This window comes from Flavobacterium sp. LHD-80 (genome assembly GCF_030929605.1).
In the GTDB taxonomy this organism is placed as follows: Bacteria; Bacteroidota; Bacteroidia; order Flavobacteriales; family Flavobacteriaceae; genus Flavobacterium.
Map to the genome: position 1 here is coordinate 334,789 of NZ_JAVFVS010000005.1, position 24,320 is coordinate 359,108.

The window sequence follows — 24,320 nt, forward strand, 5'->3', positions numbered from 1 at the left end:
GGTTTTTTTATTTTTTAGAATTGCTTTTTTCGGCGTATCTACCCAAAATATAATTTGTTACAGGTTTAATTGTAGCACCATTTTCAGGACTTCTTCCATTTCCATTTCCATTAAAAAAATCAACTTCTGTAGATGATTTTCTTGCATACCAGATAAATGCTTCCTTGTTGGGTCTAAAACAATTTGTAGTATCATAAACTTTAATTTTTCTGAAGCTTAAGAGATAATTATCTTTTGGAAATACCTCATTTAAATTTCCTTTAATGGGTTCGTCACAATAAACTAATTCGTAATGATCGCCTGACCATTGCATACATTCTTTATGTGGCAGAGCTAAATAAATGATCAAACCTAATCCAGCAAGAATAGCTGTAATTGCTAAATATCTTAATTTTTTAGATTTTGGTTTCTCGCTAATATTTACAAAAGTCGATATAGGCATTTTTACAGACTCAGCTTCCTTGCTTTGAAGTGGTTGGGAATCTTCAACAACATCATCTGTTTTTGAATCATTTAAGCCTTCAATTTCTTCTTGAACATTCAAATTATTAGAAGCGACTTCTTTACCAGAATTATTAGTAATCCTTAACTCATTTATCAATTCTAAATCTTCTTCATCAATTTGTTTTCTAAACTTATTAAAAGGTCTTGGACGAAGATCTACAAGTATTGCAGCTAATTGAATAGTTTCATCGGCTGGATTCTCCGTTTTGCCTTTAAAAAACCTCTTAACCGATTCTAATTTATTTAGCTCATCACCTCCAAACAAATTTCTTTTATCCTTATCAAATGGAAAATCAAAAAAAGATTCAAAAGTAATCAAGTCATCTTTATCAGTGTTTGAAGCAAATCTTTTGATGCATAATTTTCTAAGATTTGCGGTCGTTGGCGAACTTAAATTATTTGAATAATCCCCTTCTTCTTTTTCCTTTTCATATTTCGCTTTAATAGCATTTTTATAATCTTCAAAAGTAATGTTTGACATAGGCATTTCGAACTTTTTACAACTTTTTCTAAAGGACTTTATTCTACTTTTTGTGACTTTTTATGACTTCTTAGAACTTATCTCAACTTTAAAAAAACTAATTAGACTTTCCTGACTTTTCAATCAATACAGCTCTGAACCCCACATAACTTTGCCTCAACAAAATTAGTTAACGTAATGATCTGCAGATTAAAAACAAAAGTACAAAACTAGTTTTATTAAAAGTATGGAAATCCGTAAGACCGAGTTTAGCCGGGAAGTCTAAATAAAAATCTTACTGTTCTACATACTTCACTTCCCAAAAAACAATTTGGTATTGCCATTAAAAAATGCTCTGGAAAAGTTCCGGACAGCAATACCTATTTCAAAATTTTAAACAAAATTATTATGAAAAAGATATTCATTTTGGGAGCGTTCGCCCTATTGTCAACTACATTATTTTCTTGCACAGCCGACGAATATGATGATGTTAAAAAGGAAATTAATCCTTCAAAACCTTCTTATGCTGATGATGGTCCTGGAGATTTGCCTGTTCCACTTCCGCCACCGCCACCAAGCAAAGACTAAATAAATTTATTTTAATATAATTTAATCATTAAATTCGGGGAAAGTAAAGTTTATGTTACGATCCCCGTTTTTATATTTTATCCTATTTGTTTTTCTTTTTTCATGCAATGAAAAAGAAACTGTTGCTACGAATATAGATTCAATAAAAAAAGAAGCAAAAAAAAATCAGGAAAAAGGCCTAACTGACTTTGCAAAAAAAGACTTTAATACTGCTTTTTATAATTTAAACAAATCTAAAATAGCATTTGAAAATTTGAAAGATAGCGCCAATTTGGTTTACAATCTTATTCTCATGGCTAATATCCAACAAATTAATGGGGATTATTATGGTAGTAAAGAAACACTTACTGAAGCATTGCCTTATGTAAAAAAAAAGGATGTTTATAGTGCCGCAATCAATAACTTTTTTGGCATCGCTGATAAGGAATTATCTAATTATGAGGATGCTATTTACTACTATAACGAAGGACTTAAAGATTGTTCCGATTCTTTGTGCAAACAATCTATTTTAAATAATATCGCAGTTGTTTATATTAAACAAAAAAAATACGATAAGGCAATCAAAATCTTTGAATCTATTTTAAATATAAAAGGATCGGGAGATCAATTCATAAATAGTAAAGCTGGAATTTTAGACAATTATGGTTATGCTTTGTTCAAAAAAGGATTAAATGAGAAGGGTTTTTTGTTTATGAAACAAAGTCTAGACCTAAGACAAAGTAATGTTAAAGATTACGGAAGCATTGAAAACAATTTACATTTATCAGAATTTCACTTTAAAAGCCAGCCTCAAAAATCAAAACAATTTGCCTCAAATGCCTACGAAACGGCAACGAAAATACACAGTATTGATGAACGTTTAAAGGCTTTGTCTTTTTTAATGACCAATAATTCTGTGACTAATAAAACAGAATACATCCAAAAATTCATTTTCTTAAATGATAGTATCCTAAAAGTCAGGAATAATTTTAAAAACAAATTCGCAAAAATTAAATACGATTCAAAAAAAGAAAAAGACGAAAATGAGAAATTGCGTTTAGAAAAAGCTGTCGCCCAAAAAGATTCCGAAAATGAGAAAATCGTATTTATTGGAATCCTAATTATTCTTCTATTTTTATTCGCCTATTTGAAAAAACATTATGATAATCGGAACCGAATAGGAAAAATAAAGACTGTCTACGATACCGAAACAAGAATTTCTAAGGATATACATGATGAATTGGCAAATGATGTCTTCGATACAATAACCTTTACACAAACTCAATCTTTAACAACCGAAAATAATACAGGGATCTTATTGCAAAAACTAAATCATATTTATACTCGTGTTCGAGGTATTTCAAGAGAAAATAATGATATCGATACTGGAATAAATTATTCAAGAAATTTAAAAGAAATGCTTTCTACTTACAGCGACAATAATATAAATGTCTCAATTAATGGTATCGAAAAAATAAATTGGGATGTAATTGAAGAGCTTAAAAAGATAACAATTCATCGCGTTTTACAAGAATTAATGGTTAACATGAAAAAGCATAGCGAAGCTTCGGTAGTGGTTTTAAAATTTGAAACGGACAGTAATAAAATCTTTCTAAATTACTCAGACAACGGAAAAGGCAGTGAAAAATCAAAGATTATAAAAAATGGTTTGCAAAATATGGAAAACCGTATTTTATCTGTAAAAGGAGCAATTACTTTTGAAACCGAACCTCAAAAAGGTTTTAAAGTAAAAATAACTATGCCTAAATAAAAGCCTATGTTTAAAAAAGTAATAATAGCTGAAGATATCGATGCCATGAATTTAGGAATTCAACAGGTTTTGAAAGATTTAAATATTGCCGATTACCAACATTCAAAATTTTGTGATGATGCGTTTCTAAAAATACGTGCAGCAATTCACAAAAATGAACCATTCGATTTATTAATTAGTGATCTTTCTTTTAAAAAAGATCATCGTGAACCAAACATTAAAAACGGAGATGAACTGGTTCAAAAAGTACGTGAATTACAACCTGATATTAAAATAATTGTCTATTCTGTCGAAGACAAAAGCTTTCGTATTAAATCGCTTTTTGAAAATGCTGAAATAGATGGTTTTGTTTTAAAAAGTTTGAATAGTATTGAAGAATTAAAAAAAGCAATCAATCTGATTTCAAGTTCTGACAAAAAATTTATTTCTCCAGAAATATCTTCTGCTTTACAGGAAAAAAACAATTTCGAAATAGAAGAATTGGATATTAAGATTTTAAAGCATTTAGCTGACGGCACTTCTCAAGATGAAATAATAGAAATCCTAAAAACCTTAGGAACTAAACCGAACAGCAAAAGTGCTATGGAAAAAAGACTTTCTAGATTAAAAGACTTTTTTAAAGCGAACAATACGCTTCATTTGATTTCAATTGTAAAAGATATGGGGATAATTTAAATTCCTGCTATTCCTATTTTAAAGCTCCTTCGGGGGCTTTTTTTATTGCCGAAATTTAAAATTTTATGGATTATGGATTTCCGTAAAATGCTGGTTTTATTGAATTTACTTTTGGATTATTAATCAACTAATTAAAACTTAAAAAAATTATGGAACACAAAGTAATACCATTTGCCGCTTCAATCGATTTAAAGAAAAACACATCTTCACAAATTGCAGAACAATTAGAAAGTGCAATAAAATATCATACTGAAAAAGGTTGGAAATATGTCCGAGTAGAGAACATTACAACTTTTGTTAATGCAGAATTAGGATGTTTTGGAATTGGGGCAAGACCTGCTCAAACACTTTTCACACACTTAATCATTTTTGAAAAATAAAATGAAGTATTTCATTCTATTAATTATTCGATTGTATTGGATACTAATTCCTCAGTCTAGCAGAAGAAAATGCATTTTTAAAAAATCCTGTTCAAATTATGTCTTTGAAATAACTCAAAAAGAAGGTTTTATAAAAGGGCTAAGTGCATTTCAATTTCGATATAAAAACTGCAGAGGAAATTTTTCAATTTTTCAGAATCCAATTAATAACCAAATCCAAATGATACTTCCTTCACAAATAATAATTGAGAGGGAAGAAATTGCTGAAAGGCTAATTACTTAAGCTCAAAACAAAATCAGGTACAAGTACGCGCTTTGTAAGAATCAATTCTAATTAGATTTATAACAAAAAATCAAAAAAAATGGAAAGAGAATATGTAAGATCGTCAAATTTAAAATCAATAGGTTATGACGATAATAATCAAATATTAGAAATAGAGTTTAATCATGGTGGAGTCTATCGATACTTTGGAGTTCCGGAAGATGTTCATTATGAATTAATGACTGCTAATTCAAAAGGATCGTATTTTTCATCTCATATTAAAAACATTTATAGAACTCAAAAACTTTAGAAATTATGGAAAGATATGCAAATCGAAGCGGTGGATCAGGAGTTTCAGGATACGAGATTGGATCTGATTACATTAGAGTACGATTTTCTTCGGGAAGTACTTATCAATATAGTTATAGAAAAGCTGGACAATCACATGTTGAAAATATGAAACGATTAGCTTCTGCAGGTTCAGGACTAAATAGTTATATTAATTCTTATGTAAAATTTAAATATGACTAAAAACATTTATCAATCAGTTACTCGAAAAACAAAATTAAACTATTTAAAATGAAACTACATACATTAAAAATATCAGGGTTCAAACGATTAAAAGATGTTACAATTAATTTTGGTGATGCAACATTTTTAATTGGACAAAATAATTGTGGAAAGAGCACAATTTTAAAGGCAATAGAAATTTTACTCTCCGCAAAAAAACAGCTTACAAATTTTGATTATCATTCAATTATTGACGAAGAAACTGGAGAAACTAAAGTTGATATCCAAACAATAGTCTTAGAAGCTGAATTTAGAAATTTACCTGAAGAAGCAAAACAATGGAGGGGATTTAAAGGTAGAATTTTCGAATATGACATAGAAGAAGAAGAAGAAGTCGTTGATAGCGGCCTTTCTGTGACTTATAAAAAAACATATGAAATTGGAAAAGATGTAATGATTGAATTTAAATCTAAAGTCCGTGAAATAGCTGAAGATTTTAGAGATTGCAAAACGATAAATGACTTTATCGCAAAAGGATTGAGTGAAGAATTATTTAGTATTTTATCTATTGAGAATGATAAACCAATAGGTAAGAGTAAAGGCATTTTAGAAAAACTTGAACAAATTGATGAAATTTGGGATATTCAAGACGATGAGGTTTGGTTTCAAAACCCAGGAGGAATCCCTGGAAACGTTTTAAAAATGCTACCGCGTTTCTTAATGATTCCTGTTGACATATCAACTAGTGAAATCCAAGGAAATGGAAATGGAGTATTAGGAAAAACATTAGGTGAATTATTTGAAACCGTTAGAGAAAATTCAAATAATTTCAAAGAAGCCCAAACACATCTTCAAAATCTTGCAAAAGAGCTTGATCCGCAAGATGTAGATTCTGAATTTGGCAAAATGATGACCGATTTAAATATGGTTTTAGAAAGTGTTTTTCCTGATACAAAACTACATGCCACCACAAACTTGAGTGATCCAACAAGTTTAAAACCTTCTTTTAATGTGGAAATGTCTAGTAATATTAAAACAATTGTAGAATATCAGGGAACAGGAATGATTAGAGCCGCAGTTTTTGGAATGTTAAGATACAGACAAAAGTGGTTAAGCCAACGGGAAGATGATCACGCAAGGTCGTTGATAATTTGTTTTGAAGAACCTGAGATCTATTTGCATCCCAGTGCTGCTAATCAAATGAGAGAAGCCATTTATGATTTAAGCACTTCAAATTCTCAAATTATCGCCTCCACACATTCACCCTATTTAATTGATATTTCCAAGAAACCAAAACAAGTTCTAAATCGATTATATAATTGTGGTAATCATGTAAATTGCAATTCATTCTCTGTTAGCGAAAAATTTAAACTACTTCAAGACGATGATAAAGATTATGTAAAAATGTTAATGAAAATTGATAATTATATCTCTCGTATATTTTTCACAAACACGGTAATTGTAATTGAAGGAGATACAGAAGACTTATTAATACGAGAATCGTTAAAAAGACTTCCTAGACAAGATTATTTAAAGATTCTTTCAAACTTTGAAATTGTAAAAGCAAGAGGAAAAGCAGCTATAATAGGTTTAATTAAATATTTAGCATCAATGGGGATTCAGCCAATTGTGGTTCACGATAGAGATGCTAATGTAGCAAATGCCGAAAAATATAATAAACCAATTCAAGATGCTCTTGGCGACGGAGGTAAAATCATAATGATGCATGAAAATGTAGAAGATGAACTTAATTATGCAGCAACATATGAAAAACCTTTAAAAGCTTATATTAAGACAAAAGAATGGGGAGAAAATTGGGACGACTTACCAGAAAATTGGAGAATAAAATTAAAAGAAATTTTTGGAGAATATATACCATAGCAAAGCCTAACACAAAAATTGAACATCAAAATAATATTTAAACAAAGTAAATGATATGTCAACAATAAAACTAAACCAACAATTAAAACGTCTAGAAATCAAGGAATTTGAAATCGAAAACCAAATTGTTTTCAATTACTTTGACAATCTTTCTGCAAATGAAAGAGACGAAAAGCTATTACGTGCTATTTATATTGGTGTCTTGGCTTTAATGGAAGATCGTATTTCTTCTTTTTTAGCCAAAACCAATAATGAACTTGGAACAGAATTAGAAAGTCTAAAAATGATTTTCGAAATGAAAAAAGAGCTTTTTTATAAATCAACAATTAAAGGTTCCTTAGCAGAAGATGATATTGCAGAATTTTTAAACAATTATTTTTTAGAAAAAAGATTAAAAGATCGCGCTTTTTTAACTGGAAACACAGCTGGAAATATTCCAAAAAATAAAACGGGAGATATTGTTTGCGAAGTTAATGGGAGTTCAGATTTAAAAATTGCTATCGAATGTAAGTTTGACAAAAGCATACGTTTTGGAGAAATTGAAAACAAAGAAATTTTCACAAGAAAAACAGATACAGCTTGGAGTCAATTAATCGAAACACAAGCTAACAGAGATTCAAAAGTGAGTTTAATTGTTCTTGATATTTCATTAGTAGATAATTCTATTCTTAAAAATTTTGACAACGTTGGTTTTATTCCCGGAGTTGGATTTGTTGCTATTATAAATTCTCAAAAAGGAGATTATTCTAATCTTTCTATTGCTTATATGCTTGCGCGCGATATTGCACTAAATTCAAAAGAAATTGAACTTGACAAAGATATTCTTGCAATGATTGTAAATCGAATTATCAAAGATATTAATGAAATACTTTCGATAAAATCATTAGTAATGAATAATATCGAAAACAATAAAGCCATTCTAAAACAATTAGAAAAATCAATCTTATTGATGGACTTTAATCAGGAATATTTAAAGAGATTTTTAAATGTTGGAACTTTAACAAAGAAAGATTTATTAGACTTTTATATGGCTGATGATGTTAAGGATAAATACAAATTAATTGAAAAAGATATTAATGAAATTTAAATAAAATTTGAAATTACGGATTTCCATAAAATATTGATTTTACAGGTTTTACTTTTGAATAACTAATCATAAAATCGATAAAATGGAAATCAACATTCAACTAAAATCACTAGCCGATAAAATAAATCAGCTGAAAAGTAAAATTGAGACTGAAGAATCTACAAAACATGCTTTTGTATTGCCTTTTATACACATTCTGGGTTATGATGCTTTTAATCCGTTAGAAGTAGTTCCTGAATTTACAGCAGATCTTGGGCTGAAAAAAGGCGAAAAAGTAGATTATGCTATTTTTCAAAATGGAGAACCCATTATCATTGTAGAATGCAAAAGCTGGAAAGAAAATCTTACGGTACATAATTCTCAATTATTTCGCTATTTCCACGTTACAAAAACTCGATTTGCGCTTTTGACAAATGGTATTACTTACCAATTTTTTACTGATTTAGATAATCAAAACAAAATGGATGAAAAACCATTTTTGGAATTTGACATTTGCAATCTAAAAGAGAATACTATAAACGAGATTGCAAAATTTCATAAAGCCAATTTTGATGTAAATAACATTGTAAGCAATGCCAGTTCTCTAAAATACATTAAAGAAATAAAAAAGCAGATAAGTGCAGAATTAGAAAATCCTTCAAATGATTTTACAAAACTTTTTGCTAATAAAGTATATGCCGGAAGATTGACTGAAAAAGTTGTGGACGAATTTAAAGATTTGGTTCAAAAATCGGTCAGCCAATTTATTAATGATAAAATCAATGACCGATTAAATGCTGCTTTAACCAAAGAAACAATCAAACAGCAAGTTGAAGAAATTTCAATAATTGAAGATGACAATAAAATTATTACATCTGAAGAAGAACTTGACGGTTATCGAATAGTAGTTGCTATTTTACGTCGAAAATTACCAACCAACAGAATTGTTTATCGCGATACGCAATCCTATTTTGGAATCTTGCTGGATGATAACAACCGTAAGCCTTTATGCCGACTGCATCTTAATGGCGGTAAAAAATATATAAGCCTGTTTAATGACAATAAAACAGAGTCAAAAATTTCGATTTCATCAATCGACGATATTTATCAGTTTGAGAAAGAATTATTAGATACTGTGGCGCTTTACGAAACAGAATAAAATCACGTATAAGTACTCATTTTAAAGAATTTAATTCTAATTAGATTTAAAAATTAAATAAAGCTTTTAGTTCTAAACCAAATACCACAAAGCCTATGCAAAAAAACTACCTCATCTTACTTTTATTATTTACATTTTATTCCTGTAAAAAAGCCTCTTCGCCACCACCAAAAGTAAACTCATTTTTTAAAGAAGTAACTTCTACAGATGATCGTAAAACGATTACAACAGAAGAAGCAAAAACATATCATGTTGATAACAAATATCAATATAAATATCGAACCGGAAATCCAAGCCATTATGAATATAATTATGATGTTAAAGGAATTAATACAAGAGGCGATTCTGTTTTCGGGAACATTAATACCGAAGGGAAATATGGTGCAGGAATTTTAGTAACCGATAGCATTCCTGAGTTAGAAATTACTACGGAATGGATTTCTCATGGAAAATTAAAAGCTTTTGATAATAAAGGAAATGAATATCAATTAATAGTAAAATAAATTAGGCCAAAAATGAAATATGCTTTATTACTTCTCTTCGTTTTTTTAACTTCATTTTGCCCTCCCGAAGCGACAGTATACTTATGTGGTCCAACAGGTGCTAAAAAATATCATTATAATGAAAACTGTCGCGGTCTAAGTTCATGCAATCATGAGATTACGAAAGTTACACTTAAAAAAGCTCAGGGATATGGCTTGACACTTTGTGGCTGGGAAGATTAAAAATTATTTTTTTTTTATTATTCAAAGAATGATAAGGAATAAACCTCAGCAAACCTCCCAAAAGAAATTCTCTTTGGGAGGTTTTTTATTTTTCGGCGCTTGACTTATGAGCGTATTTTCTAAAAATATCTTTTGTCACTGGTTTCAGTGCATTATTGTTTTCAGGATGTCTGCCGTGGCCGTTAAAAAATTCAATTCCGTCAGCCGTTGTCGCGTACCAGATCGTCGCGCGTCCATATTTATCAAAACAAACTGTTTTGTCATCAAGATCTACTTTTTTGAGATGAACCAAACTTTCATCTAACAACTCAACTGGATTTTCTGCAAGCGAACCTTTTGTTTTCAAATCACAGCTTACAATCTCATAATGATCCCCAGACCATTGCATGCATTCCTTCTGCGGAAGCGCCAAATAAATAATAACGCCGATCAAACAGACAACAGAAGCTATTGCCACAGTTCGAAACATTTTAAATTTTGACTTGTAAATTCTGATTTTTCTTTTCTTGTTTGGTGTTTTTGTAAAAACTGCTGTTTCGGGTTGTTTTAGAATTTCGACTGGTTTTACATATTCAGTTTTAGGTAAAACTTCGGCACCCTGCACCGTGCTTTGTCCTTCCTGAGACATTGCTTTTGCCTTAAATTTTCTGAAAGGTCGTGGCTCAAAATCAATCAAAATTGCCGCCATGTCAACCGTATCTATTTTTTGAGGTTCTTTTTCCCCTTTTAAAAAAGCGCCAACTTTTTTGTATTTATCTGTATAAGTTGTACAGGTATCTTCTTGATTTTTATTGAAAGGAACACCTTTAAAATCCCAATATACTTTTAAGTCATCTGGAGAAGGATTTTCGCGTAATATTCGCCAACATAAATCTCTTAAATGTGCTTGAGAAGGTGTCTCTAAATAATTCGAATTTTCCCCTATTTCTTTTTCACTATTATATTTTGTTCGTATAGCTTCTTTATAAGCTTTTTCATAATTGCATCGTGTAATGTTGTCCATAATACATTCAGGATTTTCAGGATTTCTAGGATTAATAACTCGTATTTTTAAAGAAAATCAGGAACATTATGAATCTCCGGATTCCCTTCTTAATTCTCAGAAAGATATATATTTTCTTTACTTCAAAATTAGTTTTTGTTCTGAAATGGATTAGAACAATTGTACAAAAATGGTTCACTAATAAAGTACGGAAAACTGCAAGACAAGTTTAGAAGGGGAGTCTAAAATTAGCTCTTACTGTTCTACGCACTTTCTTCTCAACAAAATTGCAATTGCCAAAAAAACGATTCAGAACAGTTCAGAACAGCAATGCTTATGCCAAATTTTTAAATCTTAAAAAAATGAAATAAAATATTTTTATTGGAAGCGTTCGCTTAATTGAACACAACCCTCTTTTCTTTTACTGTTGATGAATAAGATGTTGCAAAAAAAGAAATCAAACCTTTTAGACCAACTTTTGCTGATGATATTTCTGTCATACCAATGCCTCCAAAAAATGAATAAAAAAATTGTACTTAATAATTAATTAGTACTTTCGGCGAAAGTAAGTTTTATGTTGCGATCCCCTTTTTTTTGTTTTCTCTTTTTTGTCTTTCTTCTTTCCTGCAAAGACAAAACAGATGTTCCTGTAAAAAATGAGGCTCTAAAAAAAGAAGCCAAAGAACTTAGAGGTAAAGGAATCAAAACGCTTGAGAAAGAAAACTATGATAGTGCGTTTTACTATTTCAATAAATCTATAATTTTATATAAAAAGACGGCTGACAGCGCTAATATTGTATATGTCCTTTCTCAAGTGGCTAATATACAGCAAATCAATGGCGATTATTACGGAAGTAAAGAAACACTTACAGAAGCGTTGCCCTATGTGAGAAAAAAAGATATTTATTCCTCTTATATAAATAATCTTTTTGGAATAGCTGAAAAAGAATTGTCTAATTACAAAGATGCAATTTACTATTATAATGAAACCATAAAAGATTATAATAAGCCTGGAGTTAAACGATATTCTTTAAACAACATTGCGGTTATATATATCAACCAAAAAAAATATGATAAAGCTATAAATCTACTAGAATCTGCTATAAAAATAAAAATAACTAAAACAGAATTACAATATGATACATCCCGGATCTTAGATAACTTAGGCTATGCTTATTTTAAAAATGGATTGCCAGAAAAAGGGCTTTTATACATGAACAAAAGCTTAGAGTTGAGAAAAACTTATCCAGATGATTACGGAAGTATAGAAAACAGCCTCCATTTATCCGAATTTTATAGTGAAACTAATCCTCAAAAATCAAAAGAATTTGCATTAAAAGCTTATGGTACAGCTACAAAAATGCACAGTATTGATGAACGCCTAGAATCTTTAGCTTTATTAATGTCAAATAAGTCGGTTGCTGAAAATACTGAATATGCTAAAAAATTCACTTTTTTAAACGACAGCATTACCAAAATCAGAAATAATTTTAAAAATAAATCTGCTAAAATAAAATACGATTCTCAAAAGGAAAAAAATGAAAATGAAAAACTTCGTTTAGAAAAAGCTGAAAATCAATTGGCATTGCAACGCGCGCAGTATCGCCAATTTATATTTATTTCGATTTTTCTTCTTCTTTTTCTTCTGATATTTTATCTGAGAAAATATTACCGAAACAAAAACCGGATTGAAAAACTAAAAACTGCCTATGAAACTGAAATCAGAATTTCTAAAGATATTCATGACGAACTCGCCAATGATGTTTTTCATACAATAGCATTTTCGCAGACACAACCATTGGAAAATGAAAATTCCAAAGAAACACTGATTCAAAAATTAGATCATATTTATGCTAGAGTCCGCAGTATTTCAAAAGAAAACAATACTATTGATACCGGAATACATTATGTTACAAACCTGAAAGAAATGCTTTCGACCTATAATAATGAAACCAGAAACATTATTATAAATAGTATTGAGAAAATAAATTGGGAGGCAATTGACGATATTAAAAAAATCACAATTCAGCGCCTATTACAAGAATTAATGGTCAATATGTCTAAGCACAGCGAGGCTTCACTGGTGGTTGTGAAATTTGATCACGATACAAATAAGATATTTATAGACTATACGGACAACGGAAAAGGAGCTAAAAAAAATAAAATTATTAAAAATGGTATCCAAAATATGGAAAACCGTATTTTGTCTACAAAAGGAACCCTTACTTTTGACACTGAACCCAATAAAGGTTTTAAAGTAAAAATATCCATGCCTAAATAATTTTCAATATGTTTAAAAAAGTAATAATAGCCGAAGACCTTGACAGCATTAATTTTGGAATAGAACAAGTCCTAAAAGATTTAGGGATTGAAAACTTTCACTATTCTAAATATTGTGATGATGCTTTTTTAAAAATACGAAAAGCTGTTCAGGACAATGAACCATACGATTTATTGATAAGTGATCTTTCATTCAAAACAGATCATCGTGAAGTAAAATTGGCCAGCGGTGACGAATTAGTTCAAAAAACGCGTGAATTACAGCCAAATATCAAAATACTTACATACTCAGTCGAAGACAAAAGCTATCGTATTAAATCGCTTTTTGAAAATGCTGCCATAAATGCTTTTGTGTTAAAAGGCCGAAACAGTATTGAAGAACTAAAAAAAGCCATTAATCTTATTTCGGCTTCTGATGAAAAATTTATTTCGCCAGAAATTGCTTCTATACTACAGGAAAAAAACAATTTTGAGATTGATGATATTGATATTAAAATCTTGAGATATTTAGCCGAAGGAAAATCGCAGGACGACATCATAAATATCTTTAAAAATGCTGATATCAAACCAAACAGCAAAAGCGCGATCGAAAAAAGATTGTCTAAACTGAAAGATTTTTTCAAAGCAAATAATAGTGTTCAGTTGATTTCGATTATTAAAGATATGGGGATAATCTAGTCTCTTATAAAACTATAATTTCTAAAGCTCCAAAAGGAGCTTTTTATCGTTTTTTACATCACTTTCATCTTATTTAATTATTTGATAATAATGACTTTACAATTTATTCACATTAGTTTTATTAATTTGAATAAAAGTAAAAGTTATGAAACTCTTTAATCTAAATTTTCTAGTATCATTCAAAGAATGGCTTTTTTTAAGAGCTATGCAATCTTCTTTCCTTCATTAAGAAATCATTTAAAAATCAAGGAATATATAATTGAATGAATAAAATTGAAAACTCGTTTCTGAACAAAAATCAATTTGGACAGGATTTCTTGTGGGGTGTTTCTACCGCCGCATTTCAAATTGAAGGTGCTCATGATGCAGACGGAAAAGGTTCTTCGATCTGGGATGTTTTTACCTCTCAAAAAGGGAAAATTAAAAACGGACATCATGCTGTAACCGCTTGTGATTTCTATAATTCGTATCAAAATGATATTAATTTAATCAAAGAATTAAATATCCCGAATTTTAGATTTTCGATCAGCTGGCCCCGAATTATGCCTACAGGAACTCATCCTGTAAATCAGGCCGGAATTGATTACTACAATAAAATCATCGATTCATTATTGTCACAAGGAATTGAACCTTGGGTTACGCTTTACCATTGGGATTTGCCTCATGCGCTCGAACAAAAAGGCGGCTGGACAAATCGCGAATCGGTTTCTTGGTTTTCAGATTATGTTGAAATTTGTGCCAAGCATTTTGGCGATCGCGTCAAAAACTGGATGGTTATCAATGAACCTTCTGTGTTTACCGGAGCTGGTTATTTTTTAGGCATTCATGCCCCAGGAAAAAAAGGCATTACAAATTACCTAAAAGCCATGCATCACGTTACGATGGCAACCGCTGCGGGAGGAAATATACTTAGAAACAAGATTCCGAATGCAAATATTGGGACCACTTTTTCATCTACTCATATTGAGCCTTTTTCTCAAAATCAAAAAGATGTCGAAGCAGCTAAACGCGTCGACACTTTATTAAACAGAACTTTTATCGAACCGCTCCTCGGACTTGGATATCCAAAGGATGATTTACCTGTTCTAAAAAAACTAAATAATTATATTGCGCCAGATGATTTACAAAACATCGCGTTTGATTTCGATTTTATTGGTTTGCAATGTTATACCAGAGAAGTTGTAAAATCGTCGTTAATAATTCCGTACATAGGTGCCGAATTAATTAGTGCCGAAAAAAGAAATGTCATAGCAACTGATATGGGCTGGGAAGTTTACCCTCCGGCTCTCTACCATGTTTTAAAAAGATTTAACGAATACGACGGCATCAAAAAAATTATTATTACCGAAAATGGCGCCGCTTTCCCAGATACTGTTACAAACGGAAAAGTGCACGACATCAAACGTACGCATTATATTCAGGATCATTTGGAACAAATTTTAAAAGCCAAAGAAGACGGCTTAAATGTAGACGGATATTTTGTTTGGACACTTACCGACAACTTCGAATGGGCCGAAGGCTACAACGCCAGATTTGGACTTGTTCATGTTGATTTTGAAACCCAAAAAAGAACCATTAAAAACTCTGGATTCTGGCTCAAAGATTTTTTATCTTAAAGCTTTCCTTAAAAATAATAAAAGCCTTTCGCATTGAATGTGAAAGGCCTTTTTGTTTGCGATAAGCTTATCAATGAACTCTAAAATTATATTGCTGTTTTAAAATTCCGATGGTAAGCTTTCCGTTGTTATTTAAATGGGCAGTTACCATAATATATTTTTCTTCAGGATATTTTATATCAAAACTAAAGGTTGTGTCTTTTGCTTTAACCTCAAGAACGTGTTTTCCTTCTTCAGATATTGAAAGTTCTGCTGTTTCGTAAGTCGGCATTTCATTTGTTGCGTTTAAGTTAATATCCTGAACTTTCTTTTTATCCAGAAATACTTCCAATTTTAACTTATCCAATTTCATATTTGTTGGTTGTTCAAACAACACTACATACTTTTTACAACCGATAGCGCATAAAGCGATCAATAGAATTAAAACCTTTTTCATAAATGCTATTTTAGATTGATTTTAAACCGAAATCAAATTGTTCCTCACTCCTCTATAAATATAAATAAATTTATTTCAATACCTCCAAAAAACAAGTTTTAGCGCCTCATTTATTAAGCATTAAAAACATGAAAAAAAATCAAAAAAAATAGCTAAAAAAATCACTTATTTTACTGATTTTATTTGGTTTAACCGTATATTTTTCGTATCTTTATATTGTAAATAACAGTAAATATATGCCGAAAAACAAACTTTTTAAATGCCTAAATTACACTTCAAAAAATTATTCTTTTTCCAACTTTTTGCATTTTATTTTTCAAAAAAATGCTTTCAATCTTCATTTGGAAATTATCCTTTTTAATCTTTTTTCTGCACAAAGTATAAACATGCAGAAGACACTAATGCGACCGCTCCAATTGCAATCGTAATTACTTTTCTTGGATATATTATCTGACCTATTTTTTTAGAAAATATATCTTTTAAATTGAAAAAAAGATTTCCTCTTTTAGGAACTTCTTTAGACGCTACATTTTCATTTTTCACAAAACTCTTTAATTCTATGACTTCATTCTCGATTGCAGCAGTTGCTCCTATTCCTCCTATGTTTTCTGCCAACTTGGCTTCTTCATTTCTACACTTTCCATTAAACCTTTTAAAAGGGCGCGGTTGAAAATCGACCAAAATGGCCGCAAGATTTATTGCGTCAATATTTGAGGGATCTGTTTCACCTTTAAAAAAGGTTTCGATGGGTCTAAACTTATCTTTTTGTTCCTTAAACCTATTCTTTTTTGTATGATCAAAATCCAAACACAATAAATTCCTAAAAACATTCAAATCATCTTGAGTTGGGTTATTCTCGAAAATAAGCCAGCACAAATCGCGCAGTTTTCCTCGAGACGGGCTATACAAATAATCAAAGTATTCTCCCTCTTTTTCGAGTTCGTATTTAATTTTAATCCCTTTTTTATATTCTTCTAATGTATTATTCATCATGTCTTTTTTAGGAATCTCTTTAGACTCTTTACTTTCATTTTTAATCTAAATCTTTTTATATGCCTTTAATTTTGACTTCTAAAATTCAAATCTGTACAAGCCTTTCAATTTTTATTTTAATTCTAATTTATTTCTACTTTTTTTTCACAATTCACCCAACTTTTTTCAGGTTTATTGCATCTATTATTATAGGGATTTGTCTAAAATCAAATAAAATTTAATCAAAAAATAGGCATCGCATTTTTATTTTATTGGGAAATCATAGGAATCTCAGGAAAACATAGGAATTCCGGGAATTCCGTATCTACAGTGCTCTAAAACTGCCTTTCCTTTGTATCAGAAATTAGTTCAAGTTTTGTCTGCAGACTAAAACAAAAATAAAAAACTAGTTCTAATTAATATTGTGGAAAACCGTAAGACCGAGTTTATTCGGGAAGTTTAAATTACGTCTTACTGTTCTACACGATCAACTTCCCAAAATCAATTTGGTATTGTCAATAATGAACTCTGGATAACTCCGGACAGCAATACCTATGTCTAATTTCTAAATCAAATCAAAATGAAAAAATTATTATTTTTTAGCGCTTTTGCGTTATTATTCAGCATATTTTCTTGTACTCCTGACGAATTTGAAACGCAGCCAAAACAAGAAACCAAAAAAATTGTTAATCCAGCAAAAGACACTTTTGCTGATGATGGACCTGGTGATACTGGTGGTACTACGACACCTCCAACACCACCACCTCCAACGCCAACGGATCAATAAAAATATTTTTAGTATCTAAATTAATTACTATTTTCGGGGAAAGTAAATTTATATGTTACGGTCCCCGTTTTTTTATTTTATTCTTCTTCTTTTTCTTTTTTCTTGTAAAGAAAAAAAGACCGTCGATCCTAATACAGCAGCTATACAGAAAGAAGCTCTTAGCATACGAGATAAAGCTATTGAAAATTTTGGAAAACAAAACTTTAATGAGGCTTTTCATGGCTTTAATAAATCCAAAACACTTTACGAAACTTTAAAAGATAGTGCCAATATTGGATATATTCTTTTACAACTGGCAGCAATACAGCAAGTCAACGGAGATTATTATGGTAGCAAGGAAACTGTTACTGAAGCATCAACCTATTTCAAAAAAAAGAATAAATACACCGCCTCTATAAATATCACATTAGGCATTGCCGATAAAGAACTTTCTCTATACAATGATGCTATTTTTTATTATAAAGAATCTGCGAAAGAGTATAAAGATCCTATTGAAAAACTAGGCCCTCTATCTAATATTGGCCCAATCTATATCCAACAAAAAAAGTATGATAAGGCAATTGCTCTTTTAGAATCTATTTTGAGCAAAAATTTATTAAATGATAAAGGTCACGCCCCCATTAAAGCTCGAATTCAAGATAATTTGGGTTATGCCTATTTTAAAAATGGAATGGAAGAAAAAGGATATTATTTAATGGATAAAGCGCTTCAGAAAAGAAACGAAATTAAAGAAACGTACGGAAGTATTGAAAGCTACTTACACTTAGCTGATTATTATTCAAAAAAAGACATTCAAAAATCTGATGAAAATGCGCTAACAGCATATAGCATCTCAACAAAACTAAATAGTGTTGATGAAAGATTAGAAGCGTTGCAAATTTTAATTTCAAATGATCACAGCCCTAAAAAACACAAATATGTTCACCAGTATTTTACACTAAATGACAGTATCATTAAAGTTAGAAACAACTTCAAAAATAAATTTGCCAAAATTAAGTACGATGCTAAAAAAGAAAAAGACGAAAACGAAAAACTTCGTTTAGAAAAAGCAGAAAATTTATTGTCTCTTCAAAAAGAGAAATACCTGCGAATTGTTTTTGTCATCATATTTGTTTTCCTAGTCATTTTAATAGCAATTCTAATTCGCTATTATAAAAATAAAAACAAAGCAATCGAATTTAAAGCTTCGTATGAAACCGAAACCAGGATTGCTAAAAAAATCCATGATGAACTGGCAAATGATGTTTTTAATGTGATTGCTTTTACCGAATCGCAACCTTTGTCTATAGAAAACACAAAAGAGAATCTACTTCAAAAATTAGATGATATTTACGGCCGTGTAAGAGGAATTTCAAAAGAAAACAATAGAATTGATACTGGTACCAATTTTACCAGCAACATAAAAGAAATGCTTTCGAGTTATAATACGAGCGAAAGAAATATCATATTTACTAATTTCGAAAACATACATTGGGAAATTATTGATGATATAAAGAAGATTACCATTAGCCGAATTTTACAAGAGTTATTGGTAAATATGAAAAAACACAGCAAAGCGAATCTTGTTGTTTTAAAATTTGAAAATGATCCAAATTCAATCTTAATAAACTACAGCGATAATGGCATTGGTTGCGAAAAAAATAAGATTGTAAAAAATGGCCTTCAAAACATGGAAAGCCGTATTCATGCCGTTAAAGGAACTGTTGATTTTGAAACAGAACCTTATAAAGGTTTTAAAGTGAAAATAAACATTCCTAAATAAGCAAAAATTAAAAAACCTCCCAGAATATCCTTAAAGGCTTTTTGCATTATCTTATCTAAACTGGACTGAAGTCCAGTTCAGTTTTACAATATAATTTATCCTTTTCGAACTATAGAAAGAGCCTTTGATTCTTAATATATTGTAGGTGTTTCGAAGCTTTGGGATTAATTGTGTGCAAATAAAAAACCTCTCAGAATTTTACTTCTGAGAGGCCTCTACTAATAACTAATTAAAATGGGCATTCTACTTCCAACCTCCGCCTAGGTCTCTGTAAACATGAACCGCAGCGTTAAGTTGTTCTTTTTTAGTATCAATCAATTCTAAATTTGCTTCTAATGCGTCACGTTGCGTCATTAAAACTTCGAAATAATCTACTCGTGCCGATTTAAATAAATCATTTGAAACATCAATAGATTTGTTTAATGCCTCAACTTGTTGTGATTTTAAATCATAACCTTTTTGCAAATTATCAATTTTAGAAAGCTGATTAGATACTTCTAAATAAGCGTTTAAAATCGTTTTATCATAATTATATAATGCCTGAAGTTGTCTCGCATTTGCGCTTGAAAACTCTGCTTTAATTGCATTTCTGTTGATCAGCGGTGCGGCAAGATCTCCTGCTAACGAATATAAAAGTGATTCAGGAAACGTAAACAAGTATGATGGCTTAAATGCCTGAACTCCAAAAGCAGCAGAAATATCAAGTGAAGGATAAAACTCTGCTCTAGCTACTTTTACATCTAGTTTTGCAGCTACCAATTCTAATTCTGCCTGTTTAACATCAGGACGATTCATTAACAATTGAGACGGAATTCCAGCACTTACTGAAGCTGGCAATAAAGTCAAGAACTTCGTATTTGTTCTTTTAATTTCTTGCGGATAACGTCCTAGTAAGAAATTGATTTTATTCTCCGTTTCTTTAATTTGCTGTAAAATATCAAACTCCAAACTTTTTGAAGTCAATACTTCAGCTTCAAACTTTTTAACCCCAAGTTCAGTCGCTCTTGCGGCCTGCTTTTGAATTTTTACAATTTCTAAAGCATTACTTTGCAAAGTAATCGTTTGTTTTACAATATCAAGCTGACTATCTAAAGCCAATAATTCATAATAAGAATCGGCTATCTCAGCAATAAGATTGGTAACTACAAAATTTTTACCTTCCACAGTTGCTAAATATCTGTTTACTGCTGCTTTTTTAGAATTACGAAGTTTTTTCCAAATATCAACTTCCCAGTTTGCATAAGCAGCAATTGTAAAATCACCAAGCGGGTCTGGAGTTTCAACACCCGGTTTAATTTCAGTAGTGGCATCACCAGCACCTTGGCTGGTATACCTTCCTACTTTTTCTACTCCAGCTCCGGCACGAACGCCAACTGTTGGCAATAAAAGTCCTTTACGAACTCTAACGTCATTTTTTGCGATCTCGATTTCCTGTAGCGTCATGTTTAACTCCTGATTGTTTTTCAGGGCCACATCAATCAAATCAACAAGGTTTTGATCCTTAAAAAACTCATTCCATTTTACAGTTGAGGTATTGATTGTATCCAGAGTGGCAGCAGCACCAAATGATTGCGGAACCGGCGCACTGGCAGTTGCAGTCTCGGGAGCAGGAGTTTTACAACTCACTGCTGCTAGACATAATCCCAATACGGCACTATATTTATATACTTTTAATTTATACATGATTGTTGTCAATTTCTTCAGTTAATGGATTCTCTTCTTCATGTTTTACCAGTTTGTGTTTCTCGGCAATTCGTCCAAAGATGTAATACAATCCCGGAATTAGGAATACACCGCAAATCGTTCCGATAAGCATACCTCCAGCTGCTGCAGTACCAATTGTTCTGTTACCAATTTTACCTGGACCAGTTGCAAACGCAAGCGGAAGCAAACCAGCGATAAAAGCAAATGAAGTCATCAAGATAGGTCGGAACCTTGCTTTTGCTCCTTCCATCGCTGCTTCAAAAACTGTTTTTCCTGCGGCATGTCTTTGAATCGCAAACTCTACAATCAATACGGCATTTTTACCTAATAAACCAATAAGCATTACCATGGCAACCTGAGCATAGATATTGTTTTCTAATCCTGTGAATTTCAATAAAAGGAAAGCTCCAAAAATACCTGCCGGTAAAGAAAGAATTACTGATAATGGCAAAATAAAACTCTCATATTGAGCTGCTAAAACCAAGTAAACAAATCCTAAACAGATCAAGAATACCCAAATCGCCTGATTACCTTGAGCAACCTCATCGGCAGAAATACCTGCCCAATCAATGTCATATCCTCTTGGTAATTTTTTAGCTGCAACTTCCTGAATTACTTTAATTGCTGTACCAGAACTATAACCCGGAGCAGCTCCACCACTAATTTCAGTAGAGTTGTACATATTATGTCGTGTGATTTCTGAAAGTCCGTAAACCTTTTCTAGTTTCATAAAAGCAGAAAAAGGAACCATTTCATCACGATTGTTTTTTACGTACAGTTTTAAGATGTCATCTGGCTGTGCACGATATTCTGGCGAAGCCTGAACAATTACTTTATAGTTGATTCCGTATTTAATGAAACTGATTTCGTAATTACTACCTACAAGAGTTGACAAAGTATTCATTGCATTTTCGATAGAAACACCTTTTTGCTGTGCCAAATCATTGTCAACTTTCATCATATATTGAGGGAAACTCGCACTAAAGAAACTAAATACGTTCGATAATTCTGGACGTTTATTTAGTTCTTCAACGAACTCTTTATTCACAGCTTCCATTTTTTTGAAATCCCCAGAACCGGTTTTATCCAATAAACGTAGCTCAAATCCTCCTGCCGCTCCATAACCCGGTACTGCAGGTGGTTGGAAAAACTCAATATTTGCACCCGGAATATCTTTTGATTTTTCTTCCAGTTCGGTCATAATTTCCTGAACTGATTGTTTACGGTCGCTCCAATCTTCTAAGTTAACCAAACATGTTCCGGCATTAGATCCTGTACCTTCCGTTAAAATTTCGTAACCTGCTAATGAAGAAACTGATTTTACACCTTCTACACTTTCAGATATTTTTTGAAGTTTCTCAGCAATATTATTTGTACGCTCTAAAGATGAACCCGGAGGTGTCTGGATAATAGCGTAAAACATTCCCTGATCCTCATTCGGAATAAATCCAGAAGGAACTGTACTACTGATAAACCAAGTCCCGATACAGAAACCAATAAGTGCTGCAAATGTAACAACTCGTCTGTCAACGATTTTTCCTAACACATTTTGGTATTTACCTTGTGCTAAGTTGAACTTTTCATTAAAAGCATCAATAAATCTGTTTACTGGCGTTTTCTTTTTAGGAATACCATGCGTATTCTTTAACATCATTGCACAAAGAGCTGGTGTTAAAGTCAAAGCCACAATACCAGAAAGAATAATTGCAGTTGCCATTGTAATAGAAAACTGTCTGTAGAAAACTCCAACAGGACCTGACATAAACGCCACCGGAATAAATACCGCCGCCATTAAGAATGTAATTGCTACAATAGCTCCAGCAATTTCGTGCATCGCTTTTTTAGTTGCTTTAAGTGGCGAAAGATGTTCTTCTTCCATCTTAGCGTGAACGGCCTCAATTACCACAATCGCATCATCGACGACGACTCCAATTGCCAATACTAAAGCAAACAAAGTAATTAAGTTCAATGAAATATCAAAAAAAGTCATGAACACAAATGTTCCTACCAATGATACCGGTACCGCAATTGCGGGAATAATAGTTGAACGCCAGTCTCCTAAGAAAAGGAATACCACTAAACCTACCAAGATAAATGCTTCAACAAGCGTGTGAATTACTTTTTCGATCGAAGCATCAAGGAATTTAGAAACGTCATAAGAGATTTCATAATCCATTCCTTTTGGAAATTTTTGTTTGATTTTTTCCAATTTCGCTTTTACATCTTCAATAACCTGATTTGCGTTACTTCCAAAAGATTGTTTCAATACAATCGCTGCAGAAGGTCTTCCATTCAAATTAGAATAGATATCATACATCGAACTTCCAAATTCAACATTTGCAATATCTTTCAAACGTAAAAGTTCTCCATTTGAATTTGAACGAACTACGATATTTCCGTATTGTTCTTTAGTTGTAAAACGTCCAGAATATTTCAATACATACTCAAAAGCCTGAGAACGTTTTCCAGAACTTTCTCCCGTTTTACCAGGTGAAGCTTCTAAACTCTGACTAGATAATGCTTCCATCACCTCATCAGCAGATATTTTATAGGCTAACATACGATCTGGTTTTAACCAAATACGCATTGCATATTCACGTGTTCCTAAGATATCTCCAGATCCAATACCATTTACCCTTTTTAATTCTGATAATACGTTGATATCTGCGTAGTTGTAAAGGAACTTCATATCAGTATTTTTATCTGTACTGTAAAGATTCACGTACATCAACATACTCGGAACCTCGCGTGTAATCTTAACACCTTCACGAACTACCAAAGGAGGAAGTTTATTAGTAACCGAAGCCACACGGTTTTGAACGTTAATTGCAGCTTGATTCGGATCTGTACCTAAATTAAATACAACCTGAATACTTGCTTCACCATCATTTCCGGCATCTGAAGTCATGTATTTCATTCCAGGAACACCATTTAAGGCTCTTTCCAACGGAATAACAACTGACTTGATCATCAATTCACCATTCGATCCAGGGTAATCTGCTGTAACGTTTACCATTGGAGGAGAAATTGAAGGGAACTGAGTAATTGGTAAATTCAATACCGACAATACCCCTAAAAAGACAATTATCAGCGATATTACTATCGACAGAACAGGTCTTTGAATAAATTTATTAAACATTTTA

Annotated in this window: 23 protein-coding genes; 17 read left to right on the forward strand and 6 right to left on the reverse strand. The window is 31.5% G+C overall.

Features of this window, described 5'->3' with window-relative positions; translation table 11 throughout:
• Positions 1 to 7: 7 nt before the first annotated feature.
• Positions 8 to 985, reverse strand: coding sequence for a hypothetical protein (locus RB619_RS09450; RefSeq protein ID WP_308096737.1), 978 nt, complete (start codon positions 983 to 985; stop codon positions 8 to 10).
• Positions 986 to 1,372: 387 nt separating this feature from the next.
• Between RB619_RS09450 and RB619_RS09455 the strand changes: the two genes are divergently transcribed.
• From RB619_RS09455 to RB619_RS09510, 12 genes are all read left to right on the forward strand, one after another.
• On the forward strand, positions 1,373 to 1,552 hold the full coding sequence (locus RB619_RS09455; RefSeq protein ID WP_308096738.1) for a hypothetical protein: 180 nt from the start codon (positions 1,373 to 1,375) through the stop codon (positions 1,550 to 1,552).
• 292 nt (positions 1,553 to 1,844) lie between these two features.
• Positions 1,845 to 3,302 (forward strand): ATP-binding protein, encoded by a 1,458-nt coding sequence (locus RB619_RS09460; RefSeq protein WP_308096740.1) that lies wholly within the window; start codon positions 1,845 to 1,847, stop codon positions 3,300 to 3,302.
• Positions 3,303 to 3,308: 6 nt separating this feature from the next.
• Positions 3,309 to 3,977: a response regulator gene (locus RB619_RS09465; RefSeq protein ID WP_308096742.1), complete on the forward strand. Its 669-nt coding sequence runs from the start codon at positions 3,309 to 3,311 to the stop codon at positions 3,975 to 3,977.
• Between the two features lie 149 nt (positions 3,978 to 4,126).
• Complete coding sequence (locus RB619_RS09470) at positions 4,127 to 4,357, forward strand: hypothetical protein (protein WP_308096744.1); 231 nt, start codon at positions 4,127 to 4,129, stop codon at positions 4,355 to 4,357.
• Position 4,358: 1 nt separating this feature from the next.
• A complete protein-coding gene (gene yidD / locus RB619_RS09475) occupies positions 4,359 to 4,640 on the forward strand; it encodes a membrane protein insertion efficiency factor YidD (protein ID WP_308096746.1) in 282 nt (93 codons plus the stop codon).
• A 79-nt stretch (positions 4,641 to 4,719) separates the two neighbouring features.
• Positions 4,720 to 4,929, forward strand: a complete 210-nt coding sequence (locus tag RB619_RS09480) for a KTSC domain-containing protein (protein ID WP_308096748.1) — start codon at positions 4,720 to 4,722, stop codon at positions 4,927 to 4,929.
• Positions 4,930 to 4,934: 5 nt separating this feature from the next.
• A complete protein-coding gene (locus RB619_RS09485) occupies positions 4,935 to 5,150 on the forward strand; it encodes a hypothetical protein (RefSeq protein ID WP_308096750.1) in 216 nt (71 codons plus the stop codon).
• Between the two features lie 48 nt (positions 5,151 to 5,198).
• On the forward strand, positions 5,199 to 7,010 hold the full coding sequence (locus RB619_RS09490; protein WP_308096752.1) for an AAA family ATPase: 1,812 nt from the start codon (positions 5,199 to 5,201) through the stop codon (positions 7,008 to 7,010).
• Between the two features lie 55 nt (positions 7,011 to 7,065).
• Positions 7,066 to 8,097 (forward strand): hypothetical protein, encoded by a 1,032-nt coding sequence (locus RB619_RS09495; protein ID WP_308096754.1) that lies wholly within the window; start codon positions 7,066 to 7,068, stop codon positions 8,095 to 8,097.
• An 82-nt stretch (positions 8,098 to 8,179) separates the two neighbouring features.
• Positions 8,180 to 9,235 carry a type I restriction endonuclease gene (locus RB619_RS09500; RefSeq protein ID WP_308096757.1) on the forward strand — a complete coding sequence of 352 codons (1,056 nt, stop codon included), beginning with the start codon at positions 8,180 to 8,182 and terminating at the stop codon, positions 9,233 to 9,235.
• Between the two features lie 95 nt (positions 9,236 to 9,330).
• On the forward strand, positions 9,331 to 9,738 hold the full coding sequence (locus RB619_RS09505; protein ID WP_308096760.1) for a hypothetical protein: 408 nt from the start codon (positions 9,331 to 9,333) through the stop codon (positions 9,736 to 9,738).
• A gap of 12 nt (positions 9,739 to 9,750) precedes the next feature.
• Positions 9,751 to 9,960, forward strand: a complete 210-nt coding sequence (locus RB619_RS09510) for a hypothetical protein (RefSeq protein ID WP_308096762.1) — start codon at positions 9,751 to 9,753, stop codon at positions 9,958 to 9,960.
• Between the two features lie 85 nt (positions 9,961 to 10,045).
• On the opposite strand, the gene RB619_RS09515 is transcribed toward RB619_RS09510, so the two are convergent.
• Positions 10,046 to 10,963 (reverse strand): hypothetical protein, encoded by a 918-nt coding sequence (locus RB619_RS09515; RefSeq protein ID WP_308096765.1) that lies wholly within the window; start codon positions 10,961 to 10,963, stop codon positions 10,046 to 10,048.
• A gap of 553 nt (positions 10,964 to 11,516) precedes the next feature.
• Here RB619_RS09515 and RB619_RS09520 point away from each other — a divergent pair.
• The 3 genes from RB619_RS09520 (at position 11,517) to RB619_RS09530 (ending at position 15,516) form a co-directional block, all read left to right on the forward strand.
• A complete protein-coding gene (locus tag RB619_RS09520) occupies positions 11,517 to 13,223 on the forward strand; it encodes a tetratricopeptide repeat protein (protein ID WP_308096767.1) in 1,707 nt (568 codons plus the stop codon).
• A gap of 8 nt (positions 13,224 to 13,231) precedes the next feature.
• Positions 13,232 to 13,900: a response regulator gene (locus RB619_RS09525; RefSeq protein WP_308096769.1), complete on the forward strand. Its 669-nt coding sequence runs from the start codon at positions 13,232 to 13,234 to the stop codon at positions 13,898 to 13,900.
• 263 nt (positions 13,901 to 14,163) lie between these two features.
• Complete coding sequence (locus RB619_RS09530) at positions 14,164 to 15,516, forward strand: GH1 family beta-glucosidase (protein ID WP_308096772.1); 1,353 nt, start codon at positions 14,164 to 14,166, stop codon at positions 15,514 to 15,516.
• Between the two features lie 70 nt (positions 15,517 to 15,586).
• Here the strand turns inward: RB619_RS09530 and RB619_RS09535 are convergent, their stop codons facing one another.
• Both RB619_RS09535 and RB619_RS09540 read right to left on the reverse strand, forming a co-directional pair.
• Positions 15,587 to 15,952, reverse strand: coding sequence for a hypothetical protein (locus RB619_RS09535; protein WP_308096775.1), 366 nt, complete (start codon positions 15,950 to 15,952; stop codon positions 15,587 to 15,589).
• A 357-nt stretch (positions 15,953 to 16,309) separates the two neighbouring features.
• Positions 16,310 to 16,945: a hypothetical protein gene (locus RB619_RS09540; RefSeq protein WP_308096777.1), complete on the reverse strand. Its 636-nt coding sequence runs from the start codon at positions 16,943 to 16,945 to the stop codon at positions 16,310 to 16,312.
• 559 nt (positions 16,946 to 17,504) lie between these two features.
• On the opposite strand from RB619_RS09540, the gene RB619_RS09545 reads away from it, so the two are divergent.
• Together RB619_RS09545 and RB619_RS09550 are read left to right on the forward strand one after the other, a co-directional pair.
• Positions 17,505 to 17,711, forward strand: coding sequence for a hypothetical protein (locus RB619_RS09545; protein ID WP_308096780.1), 207 nt, complete (start codon positions 17,505 to 17,507; stop codon positions 17,709 to 17,711).
• A 52-nt stretch (positions 17,712 to 17,763) separates the two neighbouring features.
• Positions 17,764 to 19,473, forward strand: coding sequence for an ATP-binding protein (locus RB619_RS09550; RefSeq protein WP_308096782.1), 1,710 nt, complete (start codon positions 17,764 to 17,766; stop codon positions 19,471 to 19,473).
• A 243-nt stretch (positions 19,474 to 19,716) separates the two neighbouring features.
• Here the strand turns inward: RB619_RS09550 and RB619_RS09555 are convergent, their stop codons facing one another.
• A complete protein-coding gene (locus RB619_RS09555; protein WP_308096785.1) occupies positions 19,717 to 21,156 on the reverse strand; it encodes a TolC family protein in 1,440 nt (479 codons plus the stop codon).
• On the reverse strand, positions 21,149 to 24,316 hold the full coding sequence (locus RB619_RS09560) for an efflux RND transporter permease subunit (RefSeq protein ID WP_308096788.1): 3,168 nt from the start codon (positions 24,314 to 24,316) through the stop codon (positions 21,149 to 21,151). The genes RB619_RS09555 and RB619_RS09560 overlap by 8 nt, the downstream gene beginning before the upstream one ends.
• Positions 24,317 to 24,320: the final 4 nt, after the last annotated feature.